This window comes from Holtiella tumoricola (assembly GCF_027857615.1).
Taxonomy (GTDB): domain Bacteria; phylum Bacillota; class Clostridia; order Lachnospirales; family Cellulosilyticaceae; genus Holtiella; species Holtiella tumoricola.
On the sequence record NZ_JAQIFT010000040.1, the window covers coordinates 1 to 16,534 of the forward strand.

11 protein-coding genes are annotated in these 16,534 nt (G+C 29.5%); 10 read left to right on the forward strand and 1 reads right to left on the reverse strand.

The window, feature by feature from the left end:
* Positions 1–181 precede the first annotated feature (181 nt).
* The 10 genes from PBV87_RS08865 (at position 182) to PBV87_RS08910 (ending at position 15,687) form a co-directional block, all read left to right on the forward strand.
* Positions 182–436 (forward strand): single-stranded DNA-binding protein, encoded by a 255-nt coding sequence (locus PBV87_RS08865; RefSeq protein ID WP_271011951.1) that lies wholly within the window; start codon positions 182–184, stop codon positions 434–436.
* Position 437: 1 nt separating this feature from the next.
* Complete coding sequence (locus PBV87_RS08870) at positions 438–1,541, forward strand: ABC-three component system protein (protein WP_271011952.1); 1,104 nt, start codon at positions 438–440, stop codon at positions 1,539–1,541.
* Positions 1,516–1,998 (forward strand): ABC-three component system middle component 2, encoded by a 483-nt coding sequence (locus tag PBV87_RS08875; protein WP_271011953.1) that lies wholly within the window; start codon positions 1,516–1,518, stop codon positions 1,996–1,998. The genes PBV87_RS08870 and PBV87_RS08875 overlap by 26 nt, the downstream gene beginning before the upstream one ends.
* Position 1,999: 1 nt before the next feature.
* Complete coding sequence (locus tag PBV87_RS08880; protein WP_271011954.1) at positions 2,000–3,862, forward strand: coiled-coil domain-containing protein; 1,863 nt, start codon at positions 2,000–2,002, stop codon at positions 3,860–3,862.
* Between the two features lie 51 nt (positions 3,863–3,913).
* A complete protein-coding gene (locus PBV87_RS08885; RefSeq protein WP_271011955.1) occupies positions 3,914–6,211 on the forward strand; it encodes a type I restriction enzyme HsdR N-terminal domain-containing protein in 2,298 nt (765 codons plus the stop codon).
* Between the two features lie 505 nt (positions 6,212–6,716).
* Positions 6,717–8,078, forward strand: coding sequence for a hypothetical protein (locus PBV87_RS08890; RefSeq protein WP_271011956.1), 1,362 nt, complete (start codon positions 6,717–6,719; stop codon positions 8,076–8,078).
* Between the two features lie 443 nt (positions 8,079–8,521).
* Positions 8,522–10,543 (forward strand): hypothetical protein, encoded by a 2,022-nt coding sequence (locus tag PBV87_RS08895; protein ID WP_271011957.1) that lies wholly within the window; start codon positions 8,522–8,524, stop codon positions 10,541–10,543.
* A 122-nt stretch (positions 10,544–10,665) separates the two neighbouring features.
* Positions 10,666–11,883, forward strand: coding sequence for a hypothetical protein (locus PBV87_RS08900; protein WP_271011958.1), 1,218 nt, complete (start codon positions 10,666–10,668; stop codon positions 11,881–11,883).
* 538 nt (positions 11,884–12,421) lie between these two features.
* The gene (locus PBV87_RS08905) at positions 12,422–14,155 is read left to right on the forward strand and encodes an ATP-dependent nuclease (protein ID WP_271011959.1); all 1,734 of its coding nucleotides are present in this window, start codon (positions 12,422–12,424) and stop codon (positions 14,153–14,155) included.
* Positions 14,146–15,687: a UvrD-helicase domain-containing protein gene (locus PBV87_RS08910; protein WP_271011960.1), complete on the forward strand. Its 1,542-nt coding sequence runs from the start codon at positions 14,146–14,148 to the stop codon at positions 15,685–15,687. The genes PBV87_RS08905 and PBV87_RS08910 overlap by 10 nt, the downstream gene beginning before the upstream one ends.
* 416 nt (positions 15,688–16,103) lie before the next feature.
* On the opposite strand, the gene PBV87_RS08915 is transcribed toward PBV87_RS08910, so the two are convergent.
* Positions 16,104–16,505: a hypothetical protein gene (locus PBV87_RS08915; RefSeq protein ID WP_271011961.1), complete on the reverse strand. Its 402-nt coding sequence runs from the start codon at positions 16,503–16,505 to the stop codon at positions 16,104–16,106.
* Positions 16,506–16,534: the final 29 nt, after the last annotated feature.

A 16,534-nucleotide genomic window follows, 5' to 3' on the forward strand; every position in this document is an offset into this window, starting at 1 on the left:
CTGCTCCTAAGATGGATTGTCAAGATTAAGAATTTTGGTCTTGACAATCCATCTATTATTTCTGAATAACCAGTGAAATTATGTCAAATTCGCAAATTTGATGTTGTATATTGGCAGAAAAAATTATACAATTATACTGACAATGTTGTTTTTATTGTTGTTTAATTTAGGAGGTATAATTGTGCTATCAGTTAATGAATTATTAGATGTTGCAAAGTTAGAAATTTCAAATATTAAAACCAATGAAGTATTTCTAGTAAGAGATCTCTTTAAAGGCTATGAATGGAATAGAATATCTCGCAGTGATCGTCTTCTTATTGGAACTTTATTCCTCAATTATATCAAGAATGATGATATGGGGGTTGTGCCAATCGAAAAGACTTCATCAAGGCAGCAGAAATACAAAAAACAAGATGTTGACAAAGGAGGTAAGTAAAATGAATATTATTCCTTTGCCAACAATTGAAGCACCTCAAGATACTAGCCGTATTTTTGATGTATCAATTAATCCATTAGATCGATTACGTACAATTGACGCTGGGGAATTCGAAGATATTGCCTGTCAATGGGCTTCTGGTTATTTAGCTAACAGTGAGCATTATAAAAATGTAGCACAAATAGGAGGATCGAAAGATTCTGGCAGAGATATTGTTGCCTATTTGGACGAAGAAATGCAAACATTTGATATTTTTCAATGCAAACGATATAAGGACCCATTATCTCCATCTGTCTATATGTCTGAGTTTGGAAAGCTTTGTTACTACACGATGATTGGAAAGTATAATAAGCCAAGGAAGTATTTTATTGTCGCTAGTAATGGCATTGGGCAGGATTTAAGAGAATTGATAGAGCATCCTAAAAGAATAAATACCCAATTAATAAAAACATGGGATAAGTATTGTAAGCCTAAAAGGAAAATAACAGCTGACGGAGTACCATTGTCGCATGAATTGAAAGAGTATATCACCAATTTTGATTTTAGTATAGTTTCTGAAGTATCGCCTCAAACCTTGTTACAGCAGTTTGCTACAACAAGTTGGTATAAGTATCATTTTGGAGGTGGATTACGGAAAAGACCTCGTGTAAGGAAGCCTCAGGAAGAACTTGAATCGGACGAAGTAACGATGGAATATGTTTGCCAGTTAATGCAGGTTTATTCACAACATGAAAAGAAATCGATTAAAGATATTGAAACACTTAGTTCAATTAAAAAGCTACATGGACATTTTAAGCGACAAAGAGAAAGTTTTCACAATGCACGAGCTTTGAAACGCTTTAGTCGAGATGAGTTTATTAATGATGAGGTTTATGATGATCTAAAGAATCAAGTATATCATGGAGTTATTACTACCTGTGAGGCAACCTTTGATAAGGACTTGGATAGAGTAGATTCAACCATAGAACGAGCACAGATATTACCAATAAAGACATCAGAACTAGGCGATATAAGTATATTAGAGAAAAGTGGTATGTGCCATGATCTGGTGAATGACGGAGAAATGAGGTGGGTTGATAATGAGCGAGAAAATACAGATATTTAACTCACCAGAAGAAGTTGGAGTGAGAATTCTACTGATATTAGATATCTGTCAAAAAAGAATGAGTTTTCAAAGAATAATGTACTATGACTATTTTTCATTACATTTAAGAGATTTGGATCAAACACAGGAGAGTTTACACCCAGATAACCCTAATCACTCTTCAGAAATAGCTGTAAAGAGGGATATAATTAATAAAGGACTAAACTTGATAATTGCCAAAGGTCTTGTTGGGGTAAAATATACAAAGACAGGAATTTATTATCAAGGAAATCATTTAACACACCACTTTATTTCACTTTTTGAAAATGGTTATGTTGAAGAACTTAAGAGGAATATTAGTGTTGTCAATGAATTCTTCTCAAGCTATACGGATAAACAGATATATAAATATATAGATAGAAATATTGGAAAATGGGCAGGCGAATTTGAAGAAAATATCTTTGTAGGAGGTGATTAATATGGCAGATGTAGGACTTGAAATAAAAATGCTACTTTTGCAAGGAACTAAGAAAGTGGATGCTTTTTTGAATTTTACTACAGGCTTAAATGTAGTTGCTGGTGCATCAGATACTGGAAAATCTTTTGCATATGAATGTATCAATTATGTTTTGGGATCATCTGATCTACCAGAGATGCCTAATGAAGCTGATGGATATGAATGGGCATTATTAGAGATTTTTGATAAAACATCACGACAGAGTATAACTTTGAAGAGAAGCCTACTAGAAAGTCAAAAAAATGATATTTATTATTTTTGTGCTGATATTGCTCATTTGGACAGTACAAGTCCTGAAACATTATCATCTGATTCCAAAGCCAAAAATAGTTTATCAGCTAAATTGCTTTCACTATGCAAATGTTCCTATAGAAACATACTTCGAAATTGTTCAAGAGGAGAAACTGGAGCTTTCACATTCAGAAAGTTTGTTTACTTAACGATGATGAATGAGACACGCATTGTTCAAAAAAACTCTCCTATTTTTATTGGGGATACAAAACGAGATAAAAACTCAACACCTGAAGTCTCCTCTTTCTTTACTATACTATCTGGTCTCGACTATGAAAAGTATACTAAACCAGAAAGTGTTGAGGTAAAAAAAGCACAAATTAAGGGAGCAATTGATGAGCTGACCTTGATTTTTAGTGATTTACAAAAAGAGATTACAGAGGCTGAGGAGATGTTAGATGATTACGCACCTCAGCAGGTTTCTGAGATAATAAAAGGTATTGAGAATTCGATAAAACAGCAACGAACTGCTGTAGAAGAGTTTGAAAAAGACCGTGAAAAAAGTTTGATGCAACTCGGCTTAATAATGAGAGAACGAGGCAGAATTACAGATAATCTATTGAAATTTAAACTGTTAAAGAAAAATTATCAGTCAGATATTGAACGTTTAGGATTTATTGAACAATCACATGATTATACTGGACAACTAGCTGATGTTAAATGTCCTATATGCCATACTACTATGAAATCTACTCAGGAAAACAAGGAAATATATTTTATTGCAATAGATAAGGAAAAGGCAAAGCTTAATGCACACTTAATTGATTTACAAGAAACAATCGATGACTTTGAAAAGGAATTATTGGAGATTGAAAAAAGTGTTGTAAAGCAGCAGGAAAACATTAAATCTATTGAACACAAATTGGAGAAGCAGGCAGGACAGATTTCAAATGCATTAATAGAACATGAGCGTTATCAAAAAATACGAGATAAGGCACTTGCTATTCAAAATAATAAAAAGAAACTGTATGATACACAGAGCCGTATTCAAGAACTTAATAAGAGAATTGATAACACTAAGTCCACATCTAATAAAGTGGAAGTAAAGAAATTATCAGACGAGCTTATGAAAGAGTTTTGTGAAATTATACAAGGCTTACTAGAAAGCTGGAACTTTATTGATATTAGTTGTGAAAATATAGTTTACTTTAATAAAAAAGACAATGATGTAATTGTTAACAGTAAGACAAAAGCCTCTTATGGTAAAGGGGCAAGAGCAATTATTAATTCTTCTTTTATAATTGCAATATTGTTATATTGTAAACAGAATGGTCTTCCCCATCCTGGATTTGTGGTTTTAGATTCTCCGCTTACGACCTATAAAGAAAAGGATAAGCGCAATAATGAAAAAAATGAAGAAGTTAGTAAAAGTGTAAAGAATTCATTTTTTAACAACTTAGCTAAATGTTCAACAGATTGCCAGATTATAGTATTTGACAATGAAACACCATCTGAGGATTTGCGTGGAATTACATATCACTATTTTACAGGTAATCCAGATATCAATCGTACTGGGTTTATTCCGGCCCAATAAAGCCAGTAAGTAATCAAAATTATTTTATATAATTAATTTGGAGGGTATTTGATGAATGAGGCATCCTTTGAAGCAAGAGTAAACGAAGAAATTAAACGGATATTTCCGATGATTAACAAAGGGGATATTACCCACCAACAGCAGTTTCAGCTTACACTAGGACATAATACATATTTTTATAATGGAGTGAAAAAAGATAAGGCATTCGCACGCTTAGATGTTTTGATTAAACATAAAGGAGTCAATCTGGCGATACTTGAATTAAAGGCACCGGGTATAGCACTTTCACATGATGATGCTATCCAAGGGACCTCATATGCTAGACTCTTAGATCCTATGCCGCCACTTACAATTGTCAGTAATGGTGAAGATACCCGGTTTTTTACTACTTATGACCGCAAGCAGTGGATAGTCGATAATGTAAATGAGCATATAGTGCAATCTCTCTTTCAAGCTGCTACGAAATGCGCAAGTGCAGACTTGGACGAAGCTATCACAATACTTCTTGGTCGTGATAATGACATGTGGAGAGAGATATTGGCTAGATATACAAAAAAGGCAATTAAAGAAATGGAAGGTGATATTGATGACTTCACATACCAAGTTGCAAGAAATTTTCAACTGGAGCGTACAGTTGTAAGTCAACTGGTAGATAAAGCAAAAGAATATCCTTTAATTAGCTTCGTTGGGCCAATTTTAGCAGGAAAGACGAATGCCATATATCAGATGTGCAAGAAATGTCCCGATGATCTTATTCCAGTTTATATTGATGCTAACGTAAGCTATGATCCACTTGAAAAGATATCCAATTGGTTTTGCAAAGAAGTATTCAGAAGTTTAGGGGCAAATGAGGTAAAGCAATGGCTAATCAATGGGTATAGCGAAAGAAAGAAAAAAAGTAGAATAGTATTTATTTTTGATAACATCTGCTCTGTTGATGATAAGCTATTCTGGCGCGAAATAAACCAACTCAATGATATTAATCGAGAAAACTCATATTCGTTACTGCTGGTTATGAATGAACATACTTACGATTGCATAAGCAGAATCAATTGTGGACCAGCTAAAAACGCAATTGGTAAAGCTCCGATGGTAAAACTCGATGCTTTATCAGATGAAGAGTTCTATAATGCCATGGATTTTTTCATGCATAATAATGGCGTAGCATTTTATCAAGGATCACAATGTAATGTACAATACAGAAATCCTCGTATTTTAAGGGTATTAGCGTCCAGCCTACCTAAAAATAACGACAGTATAGATGATAATTCTGATACAAAGAAGGTTTTTTTTCTGCCTAGTTATATGAATTACTCTGTATTAGAATCGGTATGGTCCAAAATAGTGACTAATGCAGAAACACGAAGTGATTACCGTATATTTGCAGAAGCCATGTTTAATGATATGAATAGTAGGACAGCTGATCCTCGTTTAGCAATCCTTTCTGCAACAAGAGGAGTTATATCTCTAAAAGTTGCAGAGCAATTCATGGGAACTGAACGCATAAATAGAATGAAAAGCGACGGACATATACATCAACTAGTTTTTGATGATGGCAAAGCATATTTATATCCTAGATTTCCTGAGGCTATTGCAACGGCTGCCGGGTATGTACTTAGAGATAAAATTATTGAGATTATCGATAGGAGCAATGTCGAAAATGCATATGATTTTATAATGAAAAATATAGATTGTATTCCATATAGTGATGTGGCTGCCACAAAAGCAGTGCTTGGTGTCTGCATAGAGCGGGAGGTCCTTTGGAAACTGCTTTGTCTACTTATAAAGGATTCACCCTTAGTGAAGCAAAATAATGATTACGGCGTTTTTGGTTTATATTTTTCAGACATTGGACATATAAAATTGTCTGGTGAAATTGAAGGCACATTAATTTCAAATTTTAATCCTTGGCTTCTTTTATCGAATCTTTCTACTGTTCCAATGGCTATGGAAAATGGCTCAAGAGATATACAGTTAGAAATATTTAAGGTTATTGGTTCATTCAATAATATTCTTATAAAACCAGAGGACATGCCTTTTCATAATATGGCCGGTTTTCATACCCATAAATATAAAGATGGAGAATTCATTTGTGGTAAAACTGGAATTGTCGAACCAATAACTTATGCTATGCAATGCTCCTTTGCCAATATGCCAGAGAAAATGTTGCAATTATCTAAAGAAGCAATAGAGAATGATGAATTTTTCTTAGTTATGCGTCTAAATGTTGCAGCACGATCCATGTGTACTATAACGGATCCTTTGATATCCCAATGTGCTATAAAGGCTCATGAGATGTTGAAACAATATATATATGATTCCATAAAAAGAAAATGTACTATTGATTGAAATAATATTAGTGGCCTATGAAATTTTTCAAGGATTAATTTTCTAAAGAGAGGTAGTTATGGATGAACAAAATAATATAGGAAGTAGATTTTAAGATTGTTGAGACAATTTCGATTATAACTGAAATTACTTATTAAAAGATTTGAATAACTCCAATTCTACAGTGATAATAAAACTCTGGAAAAAACCTCCTGAAGTTATGGCGTAGGTATATTTAATATGTATGTTGGAAGTACTGTATCTAAATTAGTTCCATTATTGGAGCAGATAGCTAAAAACTTGATTGATTACATTATTGATTCAAAATATGAGCGTAGGGAATTTATACACTTTAATTTTTGAACAAATTGAGGAAATATTACTCTTTTTTTTATAATTTAAAAGAGTAATGCTTCCCACAATCTTTATGAAAAATGAGAGTAGGATATCTGAGGTAAAACTATATATAAGAATGGAGTATAAGTAATGCCGAGGTAAAAACGACGTACTTAGGAGGTAAAAATTTATGGCTAGATGTATATACTGTGGAACTGAATATAACTTATCAGAATCAGATATTATTCCGGATGCATTAACAAATGCAAGAATATTAAATAGAAATGTATGTAAAACTGAACATAATAATAAATTTAGTGATTTGTTTGAATATAAGATAATTAGTGAATTGGCATTTCTCACTAATTCATTAGATATAAAATCAAGTAAAAGCAGTTCATACCCTAAGTATGAGGCGACATATAATATTGCTGGGTTGGAGTATCCAGTAAAGCTATCTTCCGAAACTCAATTGTTTAGGGGAAAAAAGCTGAGGAGTAAAGATGGTAAGCATCTTATGGGATTACTAAGTGATATAGAGGATATTGCTGAAGATCCAAACAAAGTTGAACAAATTGATATTAATAAGCTTGAGATTGAAGAGAAAATACAAATTAATACTAGTATTTTTTATAGTCAAGAAATGTTTAGAATGGTTTCAAAAATTGCATATGAATGGTATTGCTTAAAAAATGATATAAGTGATAAATATGATGACTTTATGGATATAATCAACTTTATTACTCATGGTATTGGACATCCTGTATATATAATTGAAGATGCGGGGATTATAAATTATTTTAGGCAAAATACAATATTTGCAAGCCATTGTATAATTGGGTACTTAAGCCAAGATAATAATGTGTATGTGTTATTAAGCTTATTTGGTGCAGCTTTATATAAAGTGAAGGTATGTAAATTTAATCCACAATTATGTAAGAACACTTGTATGCTACAGGAACTTACAATCAACAGCGAAAGAAAAGAAATATTATATGGAAATCCAGCTTCTTTATTACATGATGTTCAAAATAGTTTTATCCCTAATAAAATAATAAATGGAATTACAGTAATGATACCAATAAATCCTTTAGATACCTCACTTCAACAAAAATTATTTCTAAGTAGTATATATCAACTTATGGAAAGTGGACAAGTTGTAGAAACTAGAGAACCTACAAAAAATAGCCTAGGTATTATAATGAATAATATTGAATATCTAATGAATCAAAGTATCATTCATAAAAAAGCATTAAAAAGATTTGTTAAAGAGCATATAATAGATTCAAAAGAATCTATTATATTAAACCCAGAAGGTACTAAAAATAGAAATGTCTTTATGTTCTATATAGTTTATTTAATTGGTAAATATTTAGAAGAGATAAAAGATATTAAGCAAATCAATCAATTAATTGAGGGACACCTTGGTAAACAAAATAGTGAATATATTATTAATGATGATTTTAGTGTAAAACTTAAAGAGCGTATTTTAAAAGATAAAGATTATAGTGTCGTATTAACCCAGGGAGCAAGACTAATTATGGATTGGTAATAAGCAAGTGATAAATAAGTTTTATAAGAGAGGACTCCATCGTTATTAGTGTATATATTTAGCTTAATTTATAATGTGAAAGTAGGCATTAGATAGATTGAAACTGGATGATTGGATCCAATGAATGTAGATAAGAAATTAAAGAAGCCTGTTCCCACTCCCCTACTCTTAATGAATGTAGGGTAAAGAATACCATGAGTAAAGCTGTTTTCTGGGGGAGTGCTTATGATGAAAGAATAATAAGAAATGAAGTTGATAAAATTCAGATTTATGTTGCATATATTCTAATTTCCTGCACAGGTGAAATATAGGAGAATAGGTCATTATGGAATGATTGAATATATAGTATAAATTTTCGCTTTTTGGTTTAAACCAATTGAATTCGATAGTTTTAACATAGTGTTTATGTTAATTAAAGAAAAGGACTTAGGAGGAAGCTCTTTTTGATAATAGATTATATAATTAATAATCAGCTGTATATTGATAAAGCAACGTATATAGCAATAGTAGGAAGCCAAATTGCTATATACGGTATTTTAATGACCTTTTATCAGTTTGTAGCCTCATTTCAAGGTAACTCAGATTCAGTAACTAAGTATTTGGGGGTTAATTTAACGGAGTATTTTGTAAAGAAGAAAGTCTCATCGTTTAATTTAATTGTTTCCAGACCCTATTTTTATATTTTGTTTATATTAGAAGTTTTATACAAACCAATACTTAATATATATGATAATTATTTTCCAGAGAATCTAATATGTATTTTGAACTTTTTATGGTATTCATTTGTGATTTTTTATTTTGTAATATTTATAATTTTATTTTGGCAGTGTACACAAAGCATTTTAATCTTGAAAAGAATATCTCTCCCTAAAAGAAATGGAACAATAATTCGTGATATTAATAGAATCTTTCTAAAAAAAACATTGAAAGAACGCATGTCGATTAGAAGTATAGATTTGTTAAAGTATGATATGAGATACTTAAAAGAAGCAATTAAAGAAGATAATAATCCTAGAATGCTGCAAAGCCTATATAATGATTTAATAATTGAGATTTTTGATTCGTATATTAGTAATAAAAAGAAAGAGATAAATATAATAATTGAAAAGAAAAAAATTGTAAAAAATCAAGTGGAATGGGTTTATAATGCCCAAATGGAATGTGATTTATTAAAAGAAATTTATAATGAAAACTATTTTATTATTGATGAAGAATTAAAAAAATATATATGCGTATTACATCTAAACTTAATAAAATTACTTATGATAAGAGCCAGTGCAGAAGGATGTGAACATATTAACCAAGAATTTTATCCTCAGGAATTATTTGTATTTGGTGAAAAAAATAGCTTATTAGACTGTAAAGATTGGGAAGAACTTACTATCAATATTTTTAAAAATTCAGATTTAGAAATCAAAAAACAGCTAATAAATAGTTTATATAATGGATATTGTAGTACTGGAACTATGTTCCAAGAGTATTGTAATCAATGTATTTTACATCTAATTCGTATGAATATAGATGAGATATTTTCTGAAAATAAGTCGCAGAACGAATTTGCCCAGATATTTGGTAATTTGATAAGAACAAAGGAATTCAATAATTATTATGCAAACATAATACGCAATAAGCTAATATCATATAATGACAGAGATGCAGTAGAAATGGTTAAATTACTTAATAAAGAAAATTGTACATATGTATTTTCGTATATAATAATTTACTATTCAATATATAAATTCAGGTTTGATTGGGAGTATATCAATATAGCCGTAATGAAAGCATTATGGAATAACCATGGTAATATGAATGAAAATTATGATAAATTAATAAAAGAATTTAAGGAATCTAATATAGAACATCGATTTTCAAAAAGCATGTATGATAAACTTATTGAATACCTTCAAAAACCATTGACTGGTTCATTATTAAATTCTATATATGAAGAAGATATTATTAATATGTTTTATATCACAATCATAAAACTATGTGTTCTTGAACAAAGCTACAATGATTATGAGAATAAAGCTAATGATTATCCACTAATTTATTTTATCAATGAACTTTCAAATTATAATGAATTAATACAGCATAATAAGGTAAAAGAAATGGTCCTGAATATGCAGTATAGATATTTTGAAAAAATAGAACATATTCCTCAAAAATTAAATATTTCTCTTAGAAATTTATTACTTACAAATATAAATATTACGTCAGAGTTTTTATCAGTAGAACCTCGATATACTTACAATAATAGTATTGGACAGTATGCGTTAATTAAATTATCAGAAGCGAAAGAGAGAAATATTATTCCAAAAGAATTGATTAGAAAAGCATATCTAGCAAAAAACATATCTATTGATGGATATATAGATTTCTTAGATAAAGAATGTCATTTATGCGGGTGTGATTTAAACTATGTTCAGAAAGAAAAAATGAAAGAGTACTTATTAAATATTATCTGATGAAAACTACTTATCTATAAGTTAGATAATTTTTGAAGTACAAAACCATCTTCTATCTTGTTTTCTAAGTATTATTATACATAATTAGCATAAATAGTAATTATAAATGGAGGAACTGCACGTTGGATAATAAAACATTAATTCATATAGATACTTATGATATTATGCAAAATGATTATAGAATTGATCCCTCAAAAATAGTTGAGAGCATTATAAGTTATGATAGATTAGTTTTTCAAATTGGTAATCCTAAGATAACTATAAATAAAATAGTAAATCTATTTTCTACGGATATTCTTGAGGAATACATAAACAACAAAATTATTACATTTTGCCAAACGAATAAAGAATATAATTTAAGTACTGGTGGACTTGGTAACTTTATAGTACCAAACCCATTCATATATCATACTGAGAATTTAGACAAAACATCATATAGAGATGAGGCTATTCTAGAAGAATATTTATGGAAAGCAATCGATGATATTGATATTAGCCAAAATAGGAAAAAGAATTTAAACAAAGCAATACTAGATAATTTGTTCATAATACCATCAGATAGAATTAATGAAAAATTGTGTTTGCAAACAGTTCTAGAAGAGATTAATGATATACAGCTTGTGAAAAGAATTATTGAAAAAAATAAAATTTACTTTAATAAGAAATATTTAATTGAAGAATTAATATATACAGTTACATTAACTGATAAGGGGTTTCATTTTAAAATCAATAAGGAGGATTTTGATGAAAAAAATACGATTTACACCATCTTGTACATTATTTTAGCAATATTAATATACACCAACATTTTCATGAATTCTTCAAATATTCTAAGTTCTACTGGAGTATGGGTTGATAGAAGTACTTCAGATGTAATAGAAAATAAATTTTCAAGAATATTGACACATTATGATAAAAGTAATGAGGTATTCAAATATTTGATGACAAAAGAAAGAGTACCTGATATTGGCGAATTATATAAAAGAGGAAAAATCAATTTTAGGGACATAGATAAAATTAGATTAAAATCAGAAAATTTACGCAAATTAATAGGGAATTTAAATCCTTCGGATAACATTGAGATTTATAATCAATATCTTGATTTTGTGCAAAGCAATATTTCACCAAATGAAACTATACCAATTAAATTATTAAGGTTCTTAATCTTTTCAGTAACTGGTAGTTATTTGGGAGGCAATTTAGGAAATGCAATTGGCGGAATAGTAGGGAATCTTATTGGTAGTTCTTTACCTTCAGCTTTTGATTCATTCTTATTGCCTCATTTGCACTATAGACCTATTCAATATATAAGATTTAGTGATATTAAAAAAGATTTGTAAAGTGTAGAAATATATTTTTAAAATATTTTGTTACATTTATTTTGACTCTAAATATACTAAGAAAATAATATGTCGAATAGTATCATACCTTTTAGGTTCTTCAAACAATGAGCTCTTAAAGAAATTGAATATTTGGAAAAATTGCATAATTGAAATAGTATGCCTAGTTTAGATACGAGATTTTCAGATGCAAAAGATGAACTTTGCCAACACACAGTAATGACAAAATTGCGGTTGAAAAGCTTTGAGACGCTTTTGAAAGGTTAAAAACATATTTTTTAGACTTTAGAAAAAAAGAAATCTATAAATAAAATTATCAAAGATATTGCTAGCAATAAAAAATAATATATAGATTTATATGAAAAAGAATTTATTGAATTTACTGCGATAGGAAATAACTTTAAAATTTGCCATCATAAAATTAACAAAATAGATATAGAAGATAATAGGCATTATGGTTATTTCTATAAGCGTTGCCTGTCGTTGATTTCATTTGTAATTCAATATTTGGGCGATTAACTGTTTGGAGGGAAACATAATGGAATTAAAACATCTTATTATAAAGAATTTTAGAAACTTTAAAAATCTGAATATAGATTTAACAAATAGAAACATTATTTTTGGTCTTAATGATATAGGGAAAAGTAATTTTTTAGCAGCATTACGTTTTCTGCTTGACCGTAATTTTCGCAAAAATGGGTTTATAGATTCAGATTTTTACAATAAAGACATAACCAAAGAAATTATAATTACACTTGAAGTAAAAGTTTCTGATGAAGAAGATGACGAAGATAGCAAAAAAATCTTTAAAATGATGAAGGGTGCTATTGATTCTAAATCCGATACAGTATTTTTTCAACTTAAAACTACTTTTGATAGCGAGAAATCAGTAGGAGAACCAACGATGTTTTGGGGAATAGATGTTAATGATCTTGAGGACATTCCAAGTAGACAGTCGTATTTTGAAATTGATAAGTACATCAATGTTATATATATAGATTCATCAATTAAGCTTGAAAGTACCTTTAAACAATATTCTAGGGAGATATTTAGAAAAGAATCGTCTTTAGAAGCTGATGAACGTAAAAAACTAGTTAATAATATAGATAAATTAAACACATGTGTATCTAAGCTAAATGCAATTAAAGAACTTAAATCTGATTTAGTTGAAGAGTATAAGAAATTTCGAAATGAAAAGGGGTTTGAACTAGCAATTAAATCTGAAATTGAGATTGATAATCTACATGATAAGTTGACTCCATATATATTGGATAATGAATGTAAAACATATCCTACTGCTGGTGATGGTCGAAAAAAAATATTATCTTACACATTATTAACACTTGAAAATAGAAGAAAAGAAGATGAAATGATAAATGTGTTTCTTGTTGAAGAGTTGGAAAATCATTTACATAGATCTATGCAATTGTCTCTTTCATATGAAATTTTTTCGGACAATTTATTTAGGTATTTGTTTTTAACAACACATTCATCTCTTATTGTAAGCCAGATGGATCAAGTAAATCTAATTAAATTAGTTAAAGAATGTGCCGTTGTTGGTAAGTCGTTTGCATACTCTGTTCCAAGTGATTATAAAAAATTAAAACAAAAACTTAATCAGAATTTAGCAGAAGCGATTTATGCTGATGTTGTTCTTTTAGTAGAAGGACCATCTGAAAAAACATTATTTGAAAGAATTTTGTACGACAAATGTGAAAGATATGAAAGCCTTGGTGGATATATTCTCGAAGTTGAAGGTATTAATTTTAAAGAGTATTATGATGTGTTAATTGCTTTAGGAATAGATGTGATTATAAGAACTGATAATGATTTGAAATTGTATGAAAAAACAAGTAAAGCAACTCTTTTAGGAGTAAATAGATGCTTGAATTTATTAGGAAAAGAAACGAAGCCTAATATTATTATAGATAATGTTTCAAATTATAAAACAAATATATCTGTCCAAATCGATAAGAAAAGAGAGGTTTTTGACCAAAAATATCCGAATATGATTAAAAACTTTACAAAGAAGAATATTTACTTATCACGGGTAGACTTAGAAAATGATTTATACGAAGCTATACCTAATGTAATGGACGATTTGTCAAAAGAAAACAATAGTTCCATGACTGGAGTTGATTATCTTCAAACAGCCAAACTGAAAAATATGATTAAATTATGTCAAAAATTAAATAAACAAAACGTTAATTCTATATATAATCATGATAGGTTTGAGTGCTTGAGAAAGTTGGTGGAATTATGTTGCCAGTAGATAAAGAAACCAGGGAAAAAGTTTTAGACTGTAAAGGAAATATTGTTATTAGTGCTAGCGCAGGAACTGGTAAAACTTATACAACAGTAGCAAGAATATTAAGGGATATAGAGAATAACAAAACCTTTAGAACCTTTGCTGCAATTACTTTTACGAGGAAAGCAGCTAAAGAAATTGCAAATCGTCTTGGAATAAATCGAGATGATGGTTTTGTGGGTACTAATGATAATTTTGTCTGGACTGAAATCATTCAACCCTTTATGTATGATGTTTATGGCCGTGATTTTAAAAAGAAAATAAATCCAGATTATGGTGATGCAAACCAAATAGAAACTTTTGATGAAGGCATTGAGAAAATTCGTGAAACTGGATTTATGTGTAAATTTAGTGATAATCATAAGAACTTTGCTTTTCAATTGGCTTTAGATATATTAAAAAAATCACATTCTGCAAGTAGATATATGAAATCAAAGTATTTTAGAATATATATTGATGAATATCAAGATAGTGATATAGATATGCATTCGTTTTTTATTTATTTATGTGATGAATTAAAAATACCATTGTTTGTAGTAGGTGATATTAAACAATCAATATATGGGTGGCGTGGAGCATATTGTGATGGCTTTAAAGGTTTATTTGAAAAGGATGGCTTTAAATTGTTTAAGCTGTGGCATAATTTTAGGTCTAATAAGGCTATACAGAATTACTCTAATATTTTTATGGAATCAGTTAGAGAACAATATACTAGAATTGATTTTAATGAAGAGGTCATTTTATATGAGTATAATAATCAAAATGATTCATGTAGCTACATAAAAAAATGGATTGATGAAAGTAAAAAATGTGCGATGCTTAGCTTTAGCAATGCCGATGCAAAATCCTGGAGTGATTATTTAAACCAAGTTGGGATGAATTTTGTTTATGTTCCACAATCACCTCTTGATGATACAAGACTTGAAAGTGAACACATTTGGATTGCTAGAGGAATTGCCAACTATATAATGATAAAGAGATATAGTGAGTATGATTTCAAAGATGAAATTCCAATTCCAGATGACTATAAAATATCAATTCTGAAAAGCAAATTAAAAAATATTAGCGACAGTATAGAAAAAAAAGATGATTTTTTTAAGGCAAGTTACGAATTGTATTCATATCTTAGCTACAATGAGGTAACAGAGAGAGTAAAAAATGAAGTAGAAAAACTTTATGATACAGTAATAGATGAGGAGTATATTCCAAGCTACAATTCCGAAAGTTATTTATTAACAAGTGGAACTATACATTCGTCTAAAGGTTTGGAATTTAGTCAAGTAATTATAAATGCAGGTAATTACAATTTCGATAATGATGGTATAAAATATTTGCATTATGTTGCTGTGTCAAGACCTGAAGATAGACTGTTAGTTTTATCTGAGCAAGGATATTATGCAAGAAGGTATTTAGGATACATAGATGAAGCAATTAGTGATTTAAACAAAATCGGATATGAAGTTGTTAGAGATGACATTATAAGTTTAGTAAAATAGAAAGTTTACAGCTGCAAAATATAATAGAATCAAAGAATTGTGCCCAATAAAGCTTTCAAGTAAGGCACAATTTGAAGGGGTAATTGTGTACAATATTAACATTAGATAAGATTGTGCACGACTACTGTGGCCTAAGTAGAATAAGCTGTTGGAAGCAGACATTAGAGGTTTAAAATCCAAATCTCAAGATTTATAAGTGTTTATTAAAGAGATACCCATCCGCCAAAGGACCATCAGCTTTCTACCACATCATTATTGTCTACTCAAGGCATGTGGAAACTATTGCTTATTTAGTTAAGTAATTCAACGGTTGTAAGGTTTTTAAAAGTATTATTGGGTAAAAAATGGATAGATTTAAATAATAAAAAGGATAGAATCAATCTACCCTTTTTATTATTTAAATGATGGATAAAGACTTATAGATAAGCAAGTATTTGATTTAATAAGGAGTTGGCTTGAAGGATATCTTTTAAAAGTGAAAATTGAGTTAAGGAGTCTTCAGCAATTAAAAATTCATTAATTTGATCTTTAATAAATTTTAAATAATCACTTGCAACAACTAAGGTTTGAAGTTTGGAATTTTGTTCTTTTTCAGATGAACTATTAATGGTTTCATGAACAAGTTTATTAGAGAAGTTATCAACATTACCTGAGTAAATAGAGAGTTGGCCAATAAGCTTATCATTGCTTTTTTGAGTCGTATTATTGGAGTAGCCTTTTTCTAAAATACTGAGGAGCTGTTTTTGATTCTCTCTAACAGTTTTGTAATACGTATCAATGGTTGTATCGAGCGAATTATTTTGTGTAGCAAAAGTCACAGAAGAAAGGCTCAAACAACATATAAAAA